Source organism: Streptomyces dangxiongensis (genome assembly GCF_003675325.1).
In the GTDB taxonomy this organism is placed as follows: Bacteria; Actinomycetota; Actinomycetes; order Streptomycetales; family Streptomycetaceae; genus Streptomyces; species Streptomyces dangxiongensis.
In genome coordinates, this window is sequence record NZ_CP033073.1 from 7336587 (window position 1) to 7356607 (window position 20021).

Sequence of the window (20021 nt, forward strand, 5' to 3'; positions counted from 1 at the left end):
CCCCCATGACCGCACACGTCATCGCCGACGAGGCGGAGGCGCTCGCCGTCGCCGAGGCCCTGGCCGGCGAGTTCCGCGCCGGGGCCGCCGGACGGGACGCCGAGCGCCGGCTCCCGCGCGCCGAACTGGACCGGCTCTCCGCGTCCGGCCTGCTGGCCGTCACCGTGCCCGCCGAGCACGGCGGCGCGGACGTCAGCGCCCGGACCCTCGCGGAGATCTTCCGGCTGCTCGGCTCCGCCGACGGCAGCCTCGCCCAGATCCCGCAGAGCCACTTCGTGTACGTCAATGTGATCCGGCGTCAGGGCACCGACGAGCAGCGGCGGTTCTTCTTCGCGGAGCTGCTCGCCGGCCGCCGCTTCGGCAACGCCCAGTCCGAGGCCGGCACCCGGCACGTCCAGGACATCCGCACCCGCCTGCACCCCCGTCCGGACGGGTCGTACGTCCTGCGGGGCGTCAAGCACTACAGCACCGGCGCCCTGTTCGCCGACTGGATCCCGGTGCTGGCCCGCGCCGAGGACGACAAGCTGTACGTCGCCTACGTCCCCCGGGACGCCCCCGGCCTCGCCGTCGTCGACGACTGGGACGGCATGGGACAGCGGACGACCGCCAGCGGCACCGTCCGCCTCGACGGGGTCCCCGTGCCCGCGAACCGGGTCCTGCCCCATCACCTCACCTTCGAGGGACCGCAACTCCACGGCGCCATCGCCCAGTTGCTGCACGCGGCCATCGACACCGGCATCGCCGGCGGAGCTCTGGCGGAGGCGGCGGAGTTCGTCCGCACCATGAGCCGCCCCTGGTTCGAGAGCGGAACGGGGACCGCAGCCGAGGACCCGCTGCTCGTCCAGCGCTTCGGTGAACTCGCCCTCGAACTACGGGCCGCCGAGGCACTGCTGCGCGAGGCCGCCCGAGCCGTCGACGCGGCCCGCGCCCGCCTCACCGACGACTCCGCGGCCGAGGCGTCCATCGCGGTCGCCGCCGCCAAGGTGCGGGCCGCGCAGGCCGCGGTGGAGGTGGCGAGCGCCCTGTTCGAGGTGGCCGGCACCCGCGCGGCCCTCGACTCCCTCAACCTGCACCGCCACTGGCGGGACGCCCGCACCCACACGCTGCACGACCCCGTCCGCTGGAAGATCCAGCACATCGGCCGGTACGTGCTCAACGGAACCCGGCCGCCCCGGCACGGCCTGCTCTGATCGGAGACCCCTCGTGTCCCTCACCTTCCACTGGTTCCTGCCCACCAACGGCGACAGCCGCCATGTCGTCGGCGGCGGCCACGGCACCCCGGCGACCGCCTCCGGCCGGGACCGGCCGCCCACGGTCGCCTACCTGAGCCAGATCGCCCGCGCCGCCGAGGACCTCGGCTTCACCGGCGCGCTCACCCCGACCGGCGCCTGGTGCGAGGACGCGTGGCTGACCACCGCCATGGTCAGCCAGAACTCCGAACGGCTGAAGTTCCTGGTCGCCTTCCGGCCCGGCTCGGTCTCCCCGACGCTCGCCGCCCAGATGGCGTCCACCTTCCAGCGCCAGAGCGGCGGACGGCTGCTCCTCAACGTCGTCACCGGCGGCGAGAGCCACGAGCAGCGGGCCTACGGCGACTTCCTCGACAAGGACGCCCGTTACCGCCGTACCGGCGAGTTCCTGCACATCGTGCGGCAGTTGTGGGACGGCAAGAGCGTCGACCTGGACGGGGAGCACCTGCGGGTGGAAGGGGCGAAGCTCAGCCGGGTGCCCGACCCGGTGCCCGAGGTGTACTTCGGCGGCTCCTCGCCCGCCGCCGGTGAGGTCGCGGCCCGGTACGCCGACGTGTACCTGACCTGGGGCGAACCACCGGCGCAGGTCGCCGGGAAGATCGCCTGGATCCGGAAGCTGGCCGCGGAGCACGGCCGTACCCTCCGCTTCGGCATCCGGCTGCACGTCATCACCCGGGACACCGCACGGCAGGCCTGGGCGGAGGCGGACCGGCTGCTCGACGGCTTCGACCCGGAGACCGTACGGGCCGTCCAGACGGGCCTCGCCCGCAGCGAGTCGGAGGGCCAGCGGCGCATGCTCGCCCTGCACGGCGGCAGCCGGGACAGCCTGGAGATCCACCCCAACCTGTGGGCCGGCATCGGGCTGGTGCGCGGCGGGGCGGGCACGGCCCTGGTCGGCAGCCACGACGAGGTCGCCGAGCGAGTCAAGGAGTACCACGCCCTCGGCATCGACGAGTTCGTCCTCTCCGGCTACCCGCACCTGGAGGAGGCGTACTGGTTCGGCGAGGGAGTACTGCCGCGGCTCGCCGCACAGGGCCTGTGGGCGCACCCCGACGGCAGCCGGGCCGTCTCCGCGGCACAGGTACCCTTCGCAGGCTGAGCACCGGCCCTGCCCGGCCGGGCACCCCGAACCCCGGACGACGGCTCCCCCGGGACAGCGGCCCGGCAGCCGCTCCCGCACAGGCGGCCGCCCGCCGCCGGTATGGCATGGGCTGGCCGCCCGCCTCCGGCATAGGACCGGCTGGCCGCCCGCCGCCGGCATCCGCACCGGCTGTGGTGCCGTGTCCGCGGGGAGCACGTGGAGCAGTACGCCCCCGCCAGGATCTCCGTGGTCTCCCGCGGTACGGCCGGCGGCGCACCCGAGCCGCCGTGGTCCACCGGCGAGCGGCTGCGGGTGAGGGCCCCGGGGAAGACTCCTCCGGAATTTTTCCATGACGGCGGCGCGCGGTGCCGGGTCGCGGCCCCGACGTTCGTGTAGGGGTGACACAGAGCCCGTCAGGGGCCCGACGCCTTGGAGGACGTCATGAAGCACTACCTGCTCAGCGTGGTCCAGCCGGCCGGCGGCACGCCGCCCGGACCCGAGGCCCTCACCGGGATCATGCACGACGTCGAGGCCTTCAACGACGAACTGCGCGCGGCCGGTGCCTGGGTCTTCGCGGGCGGTCTGCACGGCCCGGAGACCGCGACCGTACTGCGCCCGGAGAACGGTGCCGTGCGCGTCACCGACGGCCCCTACGCCGAGGGCGGGGAGTACCTGGGCGGACTGTGCCTCATCCGGGCCGGCGACCTGGACGAGGCCCTGGAGTGGGGCCGCAAGGCCGCCCTGGCGACCACCCTGCCCATCGAGGTACGCGCCTTCGTGGACCAGCACTGAGACCGCAGCCGCGCCGACGGCGACCCGGTGCCCCCGCCGGTCGCCGGCCTCGCCCGCACCGAGCGGGCGCGAGCGGGCGCGGTCCCGGGCCGGCCGTTCCGGAGGGACCGCGCAAGACGGACCGTACGGCGATGTGACCCTCGTCATGGTCGGGCGGGAGCGGAATGAATTTCAGGTCATGAAAGGTTGGTCTATACATCTGAACCGCATCCGAACCCGGTGAGAGCCGGTCCGGGCCGCACCGGCCCGTGCACCCCAGCGAGGCACCCGTGAACCAGTCCCTGCCCGAGCAGCCCGCCGACGTCGTGGCCCGGCTGCGCGCCACCTTCGCAACCGGCCGCACCAAGTCCGTCGAGTGGCGCACCGGCCAGTTGCGCCGGCTGCGCGCGATGCTCACCGAGCGCGGTGCCGATCTCGCCGCCGCCCTCCACGCCGACCTCGGCAAGAGCGCCACCGAGGCCTACCGCACCGAGATCGACTTCACGGTCCGCGAGATCGACCACACCCTGGCCCACCTCGACGAGTGGCTGCGCCCGGAGCCCGCGCCCGTCCCCGCGCACCTCGGCGACGACGCCACCGCCTGGACGCAGTACGACCCGCTCGGCGTGGTCCTCGTCATCGCCCCCTGGAACTATCCGGCGCAGTTGCTGCTCGCCCCCGTGGTCGGCGCCCTGGCCTCGGGCAACGCGGTCGTCGCCAAGCCGAGCGAGGTGGCGCCCGCCACCTCGGCCGCGCTGGCCGAGCTGATCCCGGCCTACCTGGACACCGACGCGGTCGCCGTCGTCGAGGGTGGCGTCCCGGAGACCACGGCCTTGCTGGCGGAGCGCTTCGACCACATCTTCTACACCGGCAACGGCGCCGTCGGCCGCGTCGTCCTGCGGGCCGCCGCCGAGCACCTCACCCCGGTCACCCTCGAACTCGGCGGCAAGTCACCGGTGTTCGTGGACCGCGGCACCGACCTGGACGTGGTCGCGGACCGGCTCGCCCGCGGCAAGTTCCTCAACGCCGGCCAGACCTGCGTCGCCCCCGACTACGTCCTGGCCGACCCGGAGACGGCCGCCGCGCTGGAGGCCGCGCTGGTCCGCGCCGTCGAGGCGCTGTTCGGCGCCGATCCGGCGCTCTCGCCGGAGTACGGCCGGATCATCAACGAGCGGCACTTCGACCGGCTGTCCGCCCTGCTCGGCTCGGGCCGCGTCGCGGTGGGCGGCACCCACGACCGGGCGGCCAGGTACATCGCGCCCACCGTCCTCGCCGACGTCGACCCGAAGGCGCCCGTCATGCAGGAGGAGATCTTCGGTCCGATCCTTCCCCTCGTCACCGTGGCCGGTCTCGACGAGGCCATCGCTTTCATCAACGACCGCGACAAGCCGCTCGCCCTGTACGTCTTCAGCGAGTCCGACGCGACCCGCCGGCGCATCGCAGCCGAAACCTCCTCCGGCGGTCTCGGACACGGCCTGCCCCTGGCCCACCTCACCGTCTCCGACCTGCCGTTCGGCGGGGTGGGGGAGAGTGGGACGGGCAGCTACCACGGCCGATACTCCATCGAGACGTTCAGCCACCGCAAGGCGGTCCTCGCCAAGCCGCTCGGCTGAACGCCCCTTCGGGCCGGACGGGTGCGAAACCCCGCGGTGATCACCGACGCAGCCACCGCGCACGCCTCCGGCCCCTGACCGGGGCGCTGGGGATCGCACCCGTGGCCGCCGTACGGAACCGCCACTCCCTCGACGGCCGGCGGGTTCCGGGCCACTGACGGCCGGCGCCGGTACCGGTTCACTCGGCGCGGCCCGCGCGGTGGGTGCGGACCGCGCCGACAGGCGGCGCCGGGCCTGCGGTGACGCGCGTAGAACAGAGACTGGCGTCCGTCGCGTTTTACGTATAACCTCACCCGCTAACCACCCCCCGCCGGAAGGTCACGATGCGCCGCCTCGCCCTGGTCACCCTCGTCGTCGACGACTACGACGAGGCCGTCCGCTTCTACACCGGGGCCCTGGGCTTCCGTCTCGCCGAGGACGCCCCGCGCCCCGACGGCTCCCGCTGGGTCGTCGTGGAACCCGGCGGCGACGGACCCGGCACCGGGCTGCTCCTGGCCCGCGCCAAGGACGACGAGCAGCAGGCCCGGGTCGGCGACCAGACCGGCGGACGCGTCGGTTTCTTCCTGCACACCGACGACTTCGCCCGCGACCACGCCCGGATGGCCGCCGCCGGTGTGACCTTCCTGGAGGAGCCTCGCCACGAGCCGTACGGCACGGTCGCGGTCTTCCAGGACCTGTACGGCAACCGCTGGGACCTGCTCCAGCCCGCCGCCTGATCCTCCCGCGACCGCTGGGGCCTGCTCCAGGCGCCGCGCGACCCTCCCGCCTCCCTGTCGAACCACCTGCCGAGGAAAGCCCTGCCATGACCGCGTCCCCTGTCGACACCGAGACCCTCCGCCGGCTGCCCAAGGCCGTCCTGCACGACCACCTCGACGGCGGCCTGCGCCCCGCCACCGTCGTCGAACTCGCGGAGGCGGTCGGCCACACCCTGCCCACCACCGACCCCGAGGAGCTGGCCGCCTGGTACTTCGACGCCGCCAACTCCGGTGACCTGGTCCGCTACATAGCCACCTTCGAGCACACCCTCGCCGTCATGCAGACCCGTGAGGGCCTGCTGCGCACCGCCGAGGAGTACGTCCTCGACCTGGCCGCCGACGGTGTGGTCTACGCCGAGGTGCGCTACGCGCCCGAGCTGAACGTGAACGGCGGCCTGAAGCTGCCGGAGGTCGTGGAGACGGTGCAGGAGGGCCTGGCCGCCGGTATGGCCAAGGCCGCCGCGGCCGGCACCCCGGTCCGCGTCGGCACCCTGCTGTGCGGCATGCGGATGTTCGACCGGGTCCGCGAGGCCGCCGACCTGGCCGTCGCCTACCGCGACGCCGGTGTCGTCGGCTTCGACATCGCCGGCGCGGAGGACGGCTTCCCGCCCGCCGACCACCTCGCCGCCTTCGAGCACCTGCGCCGCGAGAGCGTGCCCTTCACCATCCACGCCGGCGAGGCGCACGGCCTGCCCAGCATCCACCAGGCCCTCCAGGTGTGCGGCGCCCAGCGCATCGGCCACGGTGTGCGCCTCACCGAGGACATCGTGGACGGCAAGCTCGGCCGCCTCGCCTCCTGGGTCCGCGACCGCCGGATCGCGCTGGAGATGTGCCCCACCTCCAACCTCCAGACCGGCTGCGCCACCTCGATCGCCGAGCACCCGATCACCGTCCTGAAGGACCTGGGCTTCCGGGTCACCCTGAACACCGACAACCGTCTGGTGTCGGGTACGACGATGACCCGCGAGATGGCCCTGCTGGTCGAGCAGGCCGGCTGGACCGTCGAGGACCTGCGCACGGTCACGGTGAACGCCCTCAAGAGCGCGTTCATCCCGTTCGACGAGCGCAAGGCCCTCATCGAGGACGTGGTCCTGCCGGGTTACGCGGCCGCGCTCTGAAGCATCCCCTTGAGGTAGGCGGCCTGTCCGACGTGCTGGAGATCGTCGGACAGGACGCTCACCAGGCGGGTCCCGAGTGTCACCGGGGGGTCCCAGCGCTCGTCCACGACCCGTTCCAGGTCCTTGGCGGCCAGGGAGCGCAGGGCGTCGAGGGTCTGCGCGTGGACGGCGTCGTAGTACCCGGTGAGCAGTCCGGCCGACTCGACCCGTACCTTCGCGACCTCGGCGGGGCTGTGCCCGTAGCCGGTGTCGTGCCGGGGCAGACCGAGGCCGAACCGCTTCTCCCAGTCCTGGGAGAGCCACACCTGGTCGAGGCCGAAGGCGTCGGCCACGTGGTCGTCCTGCACCCGGGTCAGGTGCCAGACGAGCCAGGCGACGGTGTTGGCGTCCGGGGCCGGCCGGTGGTGCAGCTCGTCCGGGCCGAGACCGTCGAGGACGGCATGGACTTCTTCCCGGACGCGGCCGTAGCCGTCGATGAGGATGTCCTTGGCATGCATACCGTCCACCCTCGCAAATCACCGCCGCCCGCGCGTGCCGAATGCCGCTTCCGTGGCCGCCCGGTGAGCCGGTCACCGGTCAGCCCGGCCGGAACCCGTCCACGGACGGAGCCGGCTCGCCCGTCTCCAGGAGGGTGACCAGGGCGCGGGCGGCGGGACTGGTGGCCCCTTCCGGCGGCAGCAGCGCGACGGTCTCGTACCGCGTGTCGCCCACACCCTTCAGCGGCAGCGCGGCGAGCGCCGGCCGCTTGTGCCGGAAGTGCCGGGGGACGACGGCGACGCCGAGGTTCTCGTCCACCAGGTCCAGCAGACTGTGCACGTCGTTGACCTCCAGTGCGACCGTGCGCCGGACGCCGGCCGCGGCGAACGCGGTGTCGGTGGTGCGGCGCGGCCCCCAGTCGGGGTGGAAGTCGACGAAGACCTCGCCGGCGAGATCGGCGGGGCCCGGCACGGCCCCGGCCGGGGCGAGCCGGTGGCTGGGGTGGCACAGCACGGTCATCGGCTCGCTGGTCAGGGACACCGAACGGAGCTGGTCGGTGTCGGCCTGAGTGCGGTAGGCGAACGCCAGGTCGAGCCGCCCGGCCGCGACCTCCTCGGCCAGCGCCCCCGAGCCGGCCTGCCGCAGCCGGATCTCCACATCGGGGTGGCGGCCCCGGAAGGCGGCGAGCAGCCCGGCCACATGCACCCCGGCGATGCACTGCTCGGTGCCGAGCGCCAGCGTGCCGCGCAGCACGCCCTGCACCGCCGCCACCGCCTCGTGCGCTGAGCGCACCTGCGCCAGGATCCGCTCGGCCTCCGCCAGCAGTGCGCGCCCGGCCTCCGTCAGGGTGACCCGGCGGGTGGTGCGCACGAACAGCGGCGCCCGCAGTTCCCGCTCCAGCGCCCTGATCGACGCCGACAGACCCGACTGGGAGACCATCAGACGTTCGGCGGCCCGGGTGAAGTGCTGGTCCTCGGCGACCGCGACGAAGTGCTGGAGATGGCGCAGTTCCATGATTGAGCAGCCTAGCCGCTGAATCCCATCGGATTCTTCTGTTGGACCGCTGCCCGGACCCCGGGCAAGAGTGGGAGCCGGTAGATCTCTTGCCAACCCCTCTGGAGTCGCGTTGTACACCGCACACCCCGACCGTTACGCCGACATGCCCTACCGGCGCACCGGACGCAGCGGCCTGAAACTCCCCGCGCTGTCGCTCGGCCTGTGGCACAACTTCGGGCCCGACCGTCCCGTCGAGACCCAGCGCGCCATCCTGCGCCGCGCCTTCGACCTCGGCGTCACCCACTTCGACCTGGCCAACAACTACGGCCCGCCGCCCGGCGCCGCCGAGTCCGCGCTCGGCGAGGCCCTCCGGGCGGATCTCGCGCCGTACCGCGACGAACTGGTGATCTCCACCAAGGCCGGCTATCTGATGTGGCCCGGCCCGTACGGCGAGTGGGGCTCGCGCAAGTACCTGCTGTCCTCGCTGGACCAGAGTCTGACGCGCCTGGGCCTGGACCACGTCGACATCTTCTACTCGCACCGCCCCGACCCGGACACTCCGCTGGAGGAGACGATGGGCGCCCTGCACACGGCGGTGCAGCAGGGCAAGGCGCTCTACGTCGGCATCTCCAACTACTCCGCCGAGCAGACCCGCGAGGCCGCCCGCATCCTGGCCGGCCTCGGCACCCCGCTCCTCATCCACCAGCCGCGCTACTCGATGCTCGACCGGCGTCCCGAGGACGAGGGGCTGTTCGACGCCCTGGACGAGATCCGGGCCGGCTCCATCGCGTACTCCCCGCTGGAGCAGGGCCTGCTCACGGGCCGCTACCTCGACGGCATCCCCGAGGACTCCCGGGCCGCGAGCGACAGCCCCTTCCTGAACTCCGACGCGGTCACCGAGGACCTCGTCGCCCGGCTGCGCGCGCTGAACGAGATCGCCGCCTCCCGCGGACAGACCCTGGCCCAGCTCGCCCTGGCCTGGGTGCTGCGCGGCGGCCGGGTCACCTCCGCACTGGTCGGCGCGAGCAGCCCGCGGCAGCTCGAGGACAGCGTCGGCGCCATCCGGAACCTGGACTTCGACGCGGCGGAACTGGCCCGGATCGACGCGATCGTCCGGCCGTAACGCGGGGCCGGGGGAGGGCCGCGGCGACGGCCGAGCCGTTCGCGCGGACGCCCCACCACTCGCCCCCCGGCGCCCCGCCGTACGCGGCCCGCACCCGCCGGACGCCGGCCCGCACCGACCCCGTCGGTGCGGGCCGTTCCCGTGCGCCGGTGGCGTCAGGCGGCGGCCGGCACCCGGTCCAGGAACCCCAGCACCTGCCGGATGCGGCCCTCGTCGTCCAGCGTGATCACGTCGAACCCGGCCACCGGTGCCGAGCCGTCGGCCTCGTTCACCAGCTCCCAGGCGAAGCGCGCGGTGTCGTGGTGGCCGTCGACCGCTCCGAGCGGGCGGAACACGAAGCCGGGGAACTGCGAGTGGGCCGCCGCGATCACGGCCGCGATCCCCTCGTGCCCGCGGACGTCGGTGAGGGGGTCGGTGTAGCCGCCGTCCACGGCCCACGCGGCGGCGACGGCCTTCTCGACGGCCTCCGGCCCGGTGGCGTTCCAGGCCTCGAAGTAACGGGCGGCGGCGTTCTCGTGACGGTCGGTGTGCACGGTCATGGCGAAGCGTCCTCCATCGAGGTCGTCTGTGCTGGTCAGGTCCCGGATCCGGGATTCGCCGATCCGGTGTGACCACCATGCCGCGGGACCGGGGGAGGGGTCGATTACCTCCGGAGTCATACCGTCGCCGCCGTACAGCCCGGCTCATTCCGGCCGAAACGGACGGTGAATATGCCAACAGACTGGCCGGAAAGGCATGGTGACAGTGTTTTGGGAGTGGCGATACTCGAAGGTCAGGGGGCACTTCACCGCACAGGAGCCGCACGGGGAGCGAGAGGCCGGACCGGCAGTCAGCGAGGCGACCGGGGAGTGAGACGTGCACGACGAGTTCCTGTGCCATGTCACGGCGTACGGAATCTGTGACGGGCGGCGCATCGGCGTACCGCTCGGCACCTACCGGGCGCCGACGCTGGCGCTGGCGCTGTGGTGGCTTCGGGACCGGGCGTCCTGGATCGCCGAGCGGCTGGACCCGAGCCCGCAGGACCCCGCCTTCCCCGCGGGCGCGCTGGTGCCGGTCGCGGTCACGGTGGCCGACGTCCCGGCCCTGCTGCGCTCCTGGTGCGCCGACGACGCCCGTCAGGAGCGGGCCGCCGACGAACTGGCGGACGGCCGGCTGGTCCGGATCGCCGCGAGTGACGACACCACGGAGTACGAGCTGCTCGCCGAGTCCGTCGACGCCCTGCGGATGCAGCGCGCCGGCCCGGGACTCGTCCTGCCCGTCGCCTGACACGTGTCCGCGCCCCCCCCGGCCGCCCACGTCGAGGCGCGCCCAGATGGGCGAATCGGTAGAATTCAGGTCATGGTGGAGCGGCCGGTCGGTCCGACTGCGCCCGACATCGTCCTGGAGACCGACACCGGCTCCACGGTGATGAGTCCGGGCCACGACTACCACGTCGGACGCGACCCCTTGAGCGACATCGTCCTTGACGATGCCCGGGTCTCATGGCACCACGCCGTGCTCCGGGCCGACGACGGTCACTGGACCCTGGCCGACGAGCACAGCACCAACGGCACCTACACCGAGGGCCGCCGGATCCAGGAGTGCGGGATCCGGCCCGGCGACGAGATCCGCTTCGGCAACCCCGCCGACGGCCCCCGGGCCCACCTGGTCCGCCCCCCGGAACCCGATCCGGACCGCCCCTCCGCGGTGTCCCTGCCCGAGCTGACCGGCACCTTCCGCCGGCCCGCCGGCGTCCGCCCGCTGCCCGAACGCACCATCCGCATCGGCCGGGCCCCCGACAACGACCAGGTCGTGCACGACCTGATCGTCTCCCGCCGGCACGCCGAACTGCGCGCCCGCGCGGACGGCACGTACGAGATCGCCGACCTCGGCAGCCACAACGGCACCTACCTCAACGGCCGGCCCGTCACCCGGGCCCCCGTCGGCCCCGGGGACATCATCGGCATCGGTCACTCCGCGTTCTGCCTGGTCGGCGGCGAACTCCAGGAGTACGTCGACACCGGCGAGGTCTCCCTCGACGTCCAGGACCTCACCGTCACCGTCGACCGCGGCCGCAAGGTCCTGCTGGACAACGTGTCCTTCCCGGTGGGGGAGAAGTGCCTGCTCGCCGTCGTAGGACCGAGCGGCGCCGGCAAGTCCACGCTGCTGGGCGCCCTGACCGGGCAGCGCCCCGCCGACCGCGGCACCGTCCTGTACGACGGCCGCGACCTGTACCGCGACTACGCGGAACTGCGCCAGCGCATCGGGCTGGTCCCGCAGGACGACATCCTGCACCCCCAGCTCTCCGTCCGGGCCGCTCTCGGCTACGCCGCCGAACTGCGCTTCCCCGAGGACACCGTGCGGAGCGAGCGGCGCGCCCGGGTGGACGAGGTCATGCGGGAACTCGGCCTGGAGCAGCGCGCCGGCCAGCCCGTGCACAGCCTCTCCGGCGGGCAGCGCAAACGCGTCAGCGTGGCCCTGGAGCTGCTCACCAAGCCGTCCCTGCTCTTCCTGGACGAGCCGACCTCCGGCCTGGACCCCGGCATGGACCGCTCGGTGATGCACATGCTGCGCGACCTCGCCGACGACGGCCGCACCGTCATCGTGGTCACGCACAGCGTCCTGAGCCTCGACGTCTGCGACCGGCTCCTCGTCCTCGCCCCGGGCGGCCGGGTGGCCTACTACGGGCCGCCCGGCGGCACCCTCGCCTTCCTCGGTGCCGACCAGTGGCCGGAGGCCTTCGAGGCGTTCGACCGCGACCCGGACCGGGACTGGGCCGGGGAGTACCGCGAGTCGCCGCTCCACCGCCGCTACGTCACCGAGGCCACCGCCCAGCCCCACCACCCCGGCCCGACCACCCTCACCCCGTCGCCGCCGCCCCGCCCGCGCAGCCGGAGCGCCCAGCTCGGCACCCTGATCCGCCGGTACACGGCCGTCCTGAGCGCCGACCGCACCTTCCTGTTCGTCATGATCGCCCTGCCGTTCGTGATGGGCGCCATGGCCCGCGCCCTGAGCGAAGGCGCACTCACCCGGAGCACCGCCACCAACGTGCTGCTCATCCTGTGCGTCGGCGCCGTGCTCACCGGCGCCGCCAACGCGGTGCGCGAACTGGTCAAGGAACGCGTCGTCTACCGGCGCGAACGCGCCGTCGGCCTGTCCAGATCCGCCTACGTGATGTCCAAGGTGGTGGTGCTCGGCACGGTCACGGTCGCCCAGGCCGTCGTGCTCACCCTGGTCGCCCTGCTCGGCATCCCCCTGAACGCCCCCGGCGGCAGGGGCGTCCTGCTGCCGCCGCTCGCCGAGATCACCCTGGCCGTCGCCCTGCTGGCGTTCACGGCGATGATGCTCGGCCTGGTGGTCTCCGCGCTGGTGCCCAAGGAGGAGGTGACGATGCCGTTGCTGGTACTGCTCGCCATCGTCCAGGTCGTCTTCTGCGGCGCCCTGCTCCACCTGAACGGCACGCCCGGCCTGGCACCGCTGTCCTGGCTCGTCCCCTCCCGCTGGGCGTTCGGCGCCATGGTCGGCACCGTGGGACCGGCCCGGGTCATGCCCGCCGCACAGGCCACCGACCGCCTGCTCCGGCACACCGCGGGCAGTTGGCTGCTCGACCTGGGCATGCTGCTGGTGCTGTCCGCGCTCTGCGGGTTCGCGGTCGCCCGGCTGCTGCGCCGGCAGGAGCCGGCCGTGATGCGGAAGTAGGTGCACCCCCCCGATGACCCCGACCCCGCCCGGATTCCGGCCCACGCACGTCGTCCCCCCGCGCGGCCTGCCCGCCTGGGAGGCCCCGGACCCGGCCCGGCCCACCATGCCGCTGGACCCGCTGCTGCCGGTGCAGCTCGTGGAGCGGCGCGGCGACTGGGGGTACATCCGCTGCGCCAACGGCTGGGGCGCCTGGGTCGACGGCCGCCGGCTGGTCGCCGTACCCCAGGACCCGCCGGCGGCGGGCAGCCCCGACGGCACCGCCGACCCGCGGCCCCTGCTGGCGCGCGCCGAACAGGCGCTGGGCGACTACCGGGCCGCCGTGGAGGCACTGGCGGCGGCCGGCCTGGACGGAGAGGCCTTCCGCACCCGCACCGAGGGCCTGCGGATCGGGATCGTCATCGACGGGGAGTCCATGTGGCTGTACGACCCGCGAGAGGGGAGGTGGGTGTACGGCGACGGACGGCTGGTGAACACCTTCGCCACCGACCGCGCGGTCACCGGCACGGAGGACACCGGGCACGCGCCGACCCGGCTGGTCGCGCCCGAGGGTGAGCGCTGATGGCGAACCGGAGCAGCCTGTTCTCCGGCCGTCCCTCGGAACTGGTGGGCCGCAGGGTGGCGAGCTACCTGATCGAGAGCGAGATCGGCCGCGGCGGCATGGCCGTCGTCTACCGCGCCCGCGACCTGCGCCTGGACCGCACGGTCGCCCTCAAGCTGCTCGCCCCGGAACTGGCCCGCAACGACACCTTCCGCAAGCGGTTCACCCACGAGTCCCAGGTGGCCGCCGCGATCGACCATCCGCATATCGTGCCGGTGTTCGAGGCGGGCGAGACCGACGGGGTGCTCTACATCGCCATGCGCTACGTTCCCGGCAGCGACCTGCGCCATCTCCTCGACGCGCGCGGACCGCTGTCCCTGCCGGACGCCGTACGGATCACCGCGCAGGTCGCCTCCGCACTCGACGCCGCCCACGGGCACGGCCTGGTCCACCGCGACGTCAAGCCCGGTAACATCCTGGTCGCCCAGGGCACCGACAGCGACCATCCGGAGCACGTGTACCTCACCGACTTCGGGCTGACGAAGAAGTCGCTCTCCCTGACCGGCTTCACCAGCGTCGGCCAGTTCGTGGGCACCCTCGACTACGTGTCCCCCGAGCAGATCTCCGGGCGCCCGGTCGACGGCCGCTGCGACGTCTACGGCCTCGCCTGCGTGGTCTACGAGATCCTCGCCGGCCGTCCGCCCTTCCAGCGCGAGGACGACATGGCCCTGCTGTGGGCCCACCAGTACGACGAGCCGCCCCCGGCGAGCGAGGCCCGGCCAGATATCAGCCCGGCCGTCGATCCCGTCTTCGCCAGAGCCCTGGCCAAGAGCCCGGACGCCCGCTACGACACCTGCCTCGGCTTCGTCGCCGCCCTGCGCACGGCCATGACCCCGGGACCCGCGCCCCCCGGACCCGCGCCCCCGGGTTACGTGGCCTCCGCACCCCCGGCCGCCAGAACCCCGGCCGCCGGACGGTCGGCATCCGGACCCGCGATCCCCGAACCCGTGCCCGCCGGACCGGTGAGCCGAGGGGGCACCGGGTCCGGCCGCCCCCCGCCCGCCGAGGCCCTGCGACCCCCGCGCTGGGCGGAGCCGGTGTTCGGGCCCTAGCCGGACCGGGCGGGCCCGCTCACCCGGCCCCCGCGGTGGACCCGGCGGGCCAGCAGGCCGCCCAGGAAGCCGGCCAGCAGTCCCCACAGCGCCCCCAGCCCCACCGTCTGCCACAGCCGGGGCCTGAGGAACAGTTCTCCCGACAGGCCGCCGCCCAGGTCGCCGATGCCGAGCACGGAGAAGCCGAAGTGTGCCGAGACACGGCACGTCAGGCAGATCATCAGGACCGTCAGGGCGAGTGCGACGGCCAGGTGCACGGCGTGCTGCCAGAGCCGGACGCGGGCCGGTGAACGCACGGCCATCAGGAAGGCAACGGCGAGCAGCAGGACGGCGACGGCGACCACCAGCCACCACATCCGGCCGTCGTAATCGGTGAGTGCCCGCATATCGAGTTCGGAAGTGTGCGGGACGCGCAGGACCCTGTCCAGGACGTGCGGCATCGGCAGGCCGAACGGGCCGCTCACGCGGCCGTCCCAGGTCGCGCCGAGACCCAGGGTCAGGCCCAGCCAGGACACGTTGGGCAGACCGAGCAGGATCAGCGCGAAGGTCGCGGGGGCGTGCCCGCGCGTGGCCGCCGAGACCAGTGCGGTGCCGAGCCCGAGGGCGACGCAGGCGAGGAGCAGCACCACCATCGCGTGCGCCGCCGGACGCACCGACTCCTGGAAGCGCAGCAACCGCCCCGGCAGCGGAGCCCCGCGCGCGACCAGCAGGGCCAGCAGCAGCACACCGGCCAGCCACAGCAGCCCGAACAGCACCGTCAGCGGCACGTCGGTGGTGAACCCGACCCTCGGTGAGGCGTCGAGCAGGTCGGCCAGGTCGCCGAGGGTGCCGCTGCCCTCGTCCACCGCGAAGGTCTGCCGGGCGGCGAAGGCCAGACCGGTCAGCGCCAGCAGCCACAACACCGCGATCCGGGCCGCCCAGCCCGCCAGCTCCCCGGCCGAGGCCACCGCCCGGTGCCTGAGCGGGCGCAGGAAACCGTCGCCGAGCACCAGGGCACCGGCGAGCGTCACCGACAGCGGCAGCACGGTGAGACCGGCCCGCGACCCGGCGAACACCCCGGCGTCGCCCGACACCTCCACGCTGCCGCCGACCGCCGTGACCAGCGTCGCGGCCACCACCCGTGGGAACGCGCCGGCCGGCAGGCCCGACGCGCCGGCCGCCCACAGCCCCGGCGCCGCCACCAGGACCATGACGGCCAGCCCGGTCAGTACCGCGGCCACGGCCTGCGCCCAGCCGTGGCGGGCGGCGGGCCGTGCGAGGACGGTCGGAGCGCTCACCCTTGCCACGCTAAGCAGTCGCCGGACTCCCCGCCCCCCGGGAAGGGCCGTCGGCGTCGGCTTGCGGGCCGTACCGTACCGCGGCACACAATGGAACAAAGTGCATCCGAATGCATCACACCGGGTTGTGGCGGGTTCAACTCAGCAAAGCCGCGCATGTGCGACGGGAAGAAGGGCTCGTGAGCGTCGAACCTCCGTCATCCGGCCGGCCCTCAGGACCCCCGTCCGGCCCCTTGTCCGGCTCCTCCCGGCCCCCCTCGGGACCGCCCCCCACACAGCCGCCGGCCGGCGGCTCGGACCCCGGGGAGCCGCATAGGCCCTGGTGGAAGTCGGTGCCCCGGGTGGCAGCGCTCACCGCCGCCCTGGTGGCCGCCGTGGCGCTCGCCCTGGTCTTCACCCGTCCGGGCGGCGGTGGCTCCTCCGCCAAGGCCGGCAAGATCTTCCTCCAGTCCGCCGGCAGCGCGGGCGAGGACCCCTTCACCCGGTCGACCGCGCAGGTGGTCGCCACGGTGCCGGCACCGTCCGCCTCCACCGCGACCGCAGGGGTCGCCGACCAGGTCCGCGGTGTACAGGGCGGGGCGGCAGGGCTGTACGGCGGCACCCGGCAGACGGCCAGTTGCGACGTCGAGAAGCAGATCAGATACCTGCGGGCCGACCAGGGCAAGAACCGGGCGTTCGCCGCGACGGTCGGCGTCCGGCCCTCCGGCGTCCCCGCCTACCTGCGCTCGCTCACCCCGGTGCAGCTGCGCACGGACACCTGGGTGACCAATCACGGCTACCGCGACGGCGCCGCCACCAGCTACCAGTCCGTGCTCCAGGCCGGTACCGCCGTCCTGGTCGACGGGCACGGCGTGCCCCGGGTGCGCTGCGCCTGCGGCAACCCGCTGGCCTCGCCGGTCGTCCAGCGCACCACCCCGGACGTGGAGGGGCACGGCTGGCCCGCGTACCGGCCCTCCGACGTCGTCGTGGTGACACCGGCGCCGAAGGTCGTCAAGACCTTCGTGATCTACGACCCGCACCACGACGAGTGGCTGCGCCGCCCCCGCGGCGACACGCACGGCCGCCACGACCAGCACACCGCGCCGCCGGCGCACCCGCAGCCGTGGAGCCGGCCGACGCCCTGCTCGATGACCCCGGGGACGACCGGCAAGCCGGACTCCTCGTCGAAGTCCTGCCCGTCGACCTCGTTCACGACCCTCCCGCCGAGGTCCTCGTCGCTCTCGCCGTCTTCGAAGCCGCCGTCGTCCCAGTCGTCCAGGCCCTCGTCGTCGTCCTCGAAGCCACCGTCGTCCTCGTCGTCGAAGCCGTCGTCCTCGAAGCCCTCGAAGCCCTCGAAGCCCTCGGAGTCCGCGAAGCCGTCCAAGCCGTCGTCCTCGAAGCCCTCGAAGTCCTCGGAGTCCGCGAAACCGTCCAAGCCGTCGTCCTCGGCGTCCTCGAAGTCGTCCAAGCCGTCGTCCGAGCCGTCGTCGAAGTCGTCCGAACCCTCGAAGTCCTCGGAGCCCGCGAAACCTGCCAAGCCGTCGTCGTCCGACTCCTCGAAGTCGCCGTCCGGGTCCCGGTCGTCCCCCGAGCCGTCGTCGGAGAAGTCGTCCCCGTCCAAGGAGGCACCGTCCGACAAGCCGTCGGAGCCGTCACGGGGCTCCTCGTCTGCGCAGAACTCCTCCGCCGCGCCCCCGTCCTCGGGCGGCTCCGAGCCGGCGTCCCCCGAGAAGTCCGGGAAGCAGGACCAGACCTCCCAGCAGCCGCAACAGCCCGGACAGAGCTCCGGCCAGCAGAACCAGCAGGACCAGAACCAGCAGAACCAGCAGGACCAGAACCAGCAGGACCAGCAGCAGAACCAGCAGGGTCAGTAGAACGCTCCGTGGTCGTGAGCGGTCGCGGATCTCCTCTTTCGGAGTACAGTCCGACCTCGGCCACCGTGCGCGGTGGGGATACGCATACGGTGGACTGGCGGGCCGGGCTCGGGGTACGAGGACTGGTGCGACACCGGCCGTACCGGGCTTTTCGAGAGAGACAGCATGACCGAGCACCTGGGCGGGGCAGTGATACCGACTGGCTTCGACGTACCCGTGGAGCCGTTGCGGCGCGCGGCCCACTACACCGGCGAACCCGGATGCATCGCTGAGGCGCGCGCGTTCGCGGCCCGGTTCCTGCAGCAGTTGCGGACCGAATGGTGCGCCCCCGCCGACAGCCGCGCGGACGGCGAGCTGCTCCTGGTGGTGAGCGAGCTGGTGACCAACGCGGACCGGCACAGCCGCGGCCCCTACATCCTGGAGCTGGAGGGCACGAAGAGCACGGTGGCCGTGTCCGTGTACGACAGCAGCACCGCCCTGCCCCGCCGCTACCCCAAGGACCCCCAGCGCGTCGGACGGCACGGTCTGGAGATCGTGCACGCCCTGGCCTCGGAGGTCACCGTGGAGCGCGTACCGGTGGGCAAGCGGGTACGCGCCCGTTTCGAACTCGTACGCTGACCTCGGCAGCGCTCGCGGTGCGGGCGCCACTGCCTCGGATCAGCGGCGGGTCAGGCGCAGCCGAGTTCGCCGAGCATCCCCTGGCGCAGCCGGGCGATGATCCGCTTGATCAGCCGGGAGACGTGCATCTGGGAGCAGCCGAGCCGCTCACCGATCTCCGCCTGGGTGGCCTCCTCGACGAACCGCATGTGGAGGATCTGCCGGTCGCGGTCGCTCAGCTCCGCCATCAGCGGGGCCAGCGCGTGGAAGTCCTCGACGAGCCGCAGCCCCTCCTCCTCCACACCGATGAAGTCGGCGAGCACGGCCTCGCCGTCCTCGGGGCCGTCACCGGTGAGCGCGGCGTCCAGAGAGGCGGTGTTGTAGCCGTTGGAGGCGATCTGGGCCTCGACGACCTCGGCCCGGGAGATGTTCATCAGCGTGGCCAGTTCGGCGACCGTGGGGTCCCGGTCCAGCCGGCTGGACAGCTCCTCGCGTGCCTTGGCCAGTTCCACCCGCAGTTCCTGGAGCCGACGCGGGACGTGGACCGCCCAGGTGGTGTCGCGGAAGAACCGCTTGATCTCCCCCACGATGTACGGCAGCGCGAAGGAGGTGAACTCGACCTCGCGGGACAGTTCGAACCGGTCGATGGCCTTGATGAGGCCGATCATGCCGGTCTGCACGATGTCGTCCATGTCGTCGCCGCGGCTGCGGAACCGTCCCGCGGCGAACCGCACCAGCGACATGTTCATCTCGATGAGGGTGTTGCGCGCGTACTGGTACTCGTGCGTGCCCTCCTCCAGCTCGGCGAGCCGGCGGAAGAACTGACGGGACAGCTCCCGTGCGTCGCGCGGGGCGACGGACCCCGGAGCCGCGATCCCAGGCAGTGATCCCTCGCCCGTCCTGTCCTGCTCGGTCCTCTCGGCGACCTCTGCTTGTGACCGGATCCCGGCGGCGGTCTTCATTGCCTCTCCCACGAAAAGTCAGGTGCGACGTCTGCCTTGGCGGCCTCTGTGTGCCCGAGTCCCGTCCATGAAGATGTGGCAGTGCGGGTACCCGGTATCCGGAGAATCATGCGTACCTGCGGAACTCTTCACCCTGCGGGTACCCATGGTGACCCGGCGCATGCACCCACCCGGCCGTACCGGCCTGAAACAACCGGTCCGCCCGCGTCGGTCAGGCATTTCCCTCAGGGCGGAACGCCGGACCCTTGTCCCCGGCCGGACCGCTCCTACGCTGACGGGATGAGCAGCCAGGTGAGCGAAGAGGCCCGCGAGGCCCCCGGGCGGCCGGTACCCGCCCCGACGGACGCGCCGCAGCCCGCCCCGACGGAGGGCCCGCAGCCCGCGCCGCGGGAGCCGCTGTGGCGCGAGCTGGTCGGCGCGGTGCTGCGCCGGGAGCGGCGGGCCCAGCGGCGCACGCTCAGGCAGGTGGCCGACGTGGCCCGGATCTCGCTGCCGTACCTGTCCGAGATCGAGCGTGGCCGCAAGGAGGCCTCCTCCGAGGTCCTCGCCGCCGCGGCCCGCGCGCTCGGCCTGGGGCTCGGGGACCTGCTGTCGCTGGTCCACGGCGAGCTGGTCCGGAGCGCGCCGCCCCACGGAGAGCCGGCCCTGCGGTCGGCCTCGCGCCCCCTGTCGGCCGCGCGGCGGCGGCCGGTCGCCGCGCCGAACCGGTCGCACCTGTCGCACCGCGGCCTCTGTCTCGCGGCCTGACGGGCGGCCGATGAGTTTCGCGGCGTGCGACGGTCGGTACAGATGACCGCGTTCCACGCCCCGGGAGGTACTC

Annotated in this window: 18 protein-coding genes and 1 pseudogene; 14 read left to right on the plus strand and 5 right to left on the minus strand. The window is 73.3% G+C overall.

Translation table 11 applies throughout. The annotated features are described in order from the left end of the window. The first annotated feature begins 5 nt into the window (after nt 1-5). The 6 genes from D9753_RS33020 (at nt 6) to D9753_RS33045 (ending at nt 6585) form a co-directional block, all read left to right on the plus strand. On the plus strand, nt 6-1190 hold the full coding sequence (locus tag D9753_RS33020; protein ID WP_121790329.1) for an SfnB family sulfur acquisition oxidoreductase: 1185 nt from the start codon (nt 6-8) through the stop codon (nt 1188-1190). 13 nt (nt 1191-1203) lie between these two features. Continuing rightward, complete coding sequence (locus D9753_RS33025) at nt 1204-2346, plus strand: LLM class flavin-dependent oxidoreductase (protein ID WP_121790330.1); 1143 nt, start codon at nt 1204-1206, stop codon at nt 2344-2346. 423 nt (nt 2347-2769) lie between these two features. After that, the gene (locus D9753_RS33030; RefSeq protein ID WP_121790331.1) at nt 2770-3120 is read left to right on the plus strand and encodes a YciI family protein; all 351 of its coding nucleotides are present in this window, start codon (nt 2770-2772) and stop codon (nt 3118-3120) included. A gap of 269 nt (nt 3121-3389) precedes the next feature. Next, the gene (locus D9753_RS33035) at nt 3390-4712 is read left to right on the plus strand and encodes an aldehyde dehydrogenase family protein (RefSeq protein ID WP_121790332.1); all 1323 of its coding nucleotides are present in this window, start codon (nt 3390-3392) and stop codon (nt 4710-4712) included. Between the two features lie 323 nt (nt 4713-5035). Next, the gene (locus D9753_RS33040; protein ID WP_121790333.1) at nt 5036-5428 is read left to right on the plus strand and encodes a VOC family protein; all 393 of its coding nucleotides are present in this window, start codon (nt 5036-5038) and stop codon (nt 5426-5428) included. An 86-nt stretch (nt 5429-5514) separates the two neighbouring features. Beyond that, on the plus strand, nt 5515-6585 hold the full coding sequence (locus tag D9753_RS33045; RefSeq protein ID WP_121790334.1) for an adenosine deaminase: 1071 nt from the start codon (nt 5515-5517) through the stop codon (nt 6583-6585). Here D9753_RS33045 and D9753_RS33050 read toward each other — a convergent pair. Both D9753_RS33050 and D9753_RS33055 read right to left on the minus strand, forming a co-directional pair. Then, nucleotides 6567-7082 (minus strand): mycothiol transferase, encoded by a 516-nt coding sequence (locus D9753_RS33050; protein ID WP_121790335.1) that lies wholly within the window; start codon nt 7080-7082, stop codon nt 6567-6569. The genes D9753_RS33045 and D9753_RS33050 overlap by 19 nt on opposite strands. Before the next feature lie 79 nt (nt 7083-7161). Beyond that, nucleotides 7162-8076, minus strand: a complete 915-nt coding sequence (locus D9753_RS33055) for a LysR substrate-binding domain-containing protein (protein WP_121790336.1) — start codon at nt 8074-8076, stop codon at nt 7162-7164. 112 nt (nt 8077-8188) lie between these two features. Here D9753_RS33055 and mgrA point away from each other — a divergent pair, with 112 nt between their 5' ends. Beyond that, a complete protein-coding gene (gene mgrA, locus D9753_RS33060; RefSeq protein WP_121790337.1) occupies nt 8189-9181 on the plus strand; it encodes an L-glyceraldehyde 3-phosphate reductase in 993 nt (330 codons plus the stop codon). Between the two features lie 155 nt (nt 9182-9336). Here mgrA and D9753_RS33065 read toward each other — a convergent pair whose 3' ends face one another. Next, complete coding sequence (locus tag D9753_RS33065) at nt 9337-9720, minus strand: nuclear transport factor 2 family protein (protein ID WP_121790338.1); 384 nt, start codon at nt 9718-9720, stop codon at nt 9337-9339. A gap of 316 nt (nt 9721-10036) precedes the next feature. On the opposite strand from D9753_RS33065, the gene D9753_RS33070 reads away from it, so the two are divergent. The 4 genes from D9753_RS33070 (at nt 10037) to D9753_RS33085 (ending at nt 14512) form a co-directional block, all read left to right on the plus strand. Further along, a complete protein-coding gene (locus D9753_RS33070) occupies nt 10037-10447 on the plus strand; it encodes a hypothetical protein (RefSeq protein ID WP_121790339.1) in 411 nt (136 codons plus the stop codon). 72 nt (nt 10448-10519) lie between these two features. Next, nucleotides 10520-12859, plus strand: a complete 2340-nt coding sequence (locus tag D9753_RS33075) for an FHA domain-containing protein (RefSeq protein WP_121790340.1) — start codon at nt 10520-10522, stop codon at nt 12857-12859. Nucleotides 12860-12872: 13 nt separating this feature from the next. Continuing rightward, nucleotides 12873-13421, plus strand: a complete 549-nt coding sequence (locus tag D9753_RS33080) for a hypothetical protein (RefSeq protein ID WP_121790341.1) — start codon at nt 12873-12875, stop codon at nt 13419-13421. After that, a complete protein-coding gene (locus D9753_RS33085) occupies nt 13421-14512 on the plus strand; it encodes a serine/threonine-protein kinase (protein ID WP_121790342.1) in 1092 nt (363 codons plus the stop codon). Before D9753_RS33080 ends, D9753_RS33085 begins: the two co-directional genes overlap by 1 nt. On the opposite strand, the gene D9753_RS33090 is transcribed toward D9753_RS33085, so the two are convergent. Beyond that, complete coding sequence (locus tag D9753_RS33090) at nt 14509-15789, minus strand: streptophobe family protein (protein ID WP_121790343.1); 1281 nt, start codon at nt 15787-15789, stop codon at nt 14509-14511. The two genes, D9753_RS33085 and D9753_RS33090, sit on opposite strands and share 4 nt — an antisense overlap. A 179-nt stretch (nt 15790-15968) precedes the next feature. Here D9753_RS33090 and D9753_RS39120 point away from each other — a divergent pair. Together D9753_RS39120 and D9753_RS33100 are read left to right on the plus strand one after the other, a co-directional pair. Then, nucleotides 15969-17171: pseudogene (locus D9753_RS39120) on the plus strand (DUF6777 domain-containing protein); the annotation flags it as partial. A 636-nt stretch (nt 17172-17807) separates the two neighbouring features. Further along, a complete protein-coding gene (locus tag D9753_RS33100) occupies nt 17808-18260 on the plus strand; it encodes an ATP-binding protein (protein ID WP_121790344.1) in 453 nt (150 codons plus the stop codon). Nucleotides 18261-18310: 50 nt separating this feature from the next. Here D9753_RS33100 and D9753_RS33105 read toward each other — a convergent pair whose 3' ends face one another. Next, nucleotides 18311-19201 (minus strand): RNA polymerase sigma factor SigF, encoded by an 891-nt coding sequence (locus tag D9753_RS33105; protein ID WP_121790345.1) that lies wholly within the window; start codon nt 19199-19201, stop codon nt 18311-18313. Nucleotides 19202-19480: 279 nt separating this feature from the next. Between D9753_RS33105 and D9753_RS33110 the strand changes: the two genes are divergently transcribed. Continuing rightward, complete coding sequence (locus tag D9753_RS33110; RefSeq protein ID WP_121790346.1) at nt 19481-19948, plus strand: helix-turn-helix domain-containing protein; 468 nt, start codon at nt 19481-19483, stop codon at nt 19946-19948. The last annotated feature ends 73 nt before the right edge of the window (nt 19949-20021 follow it).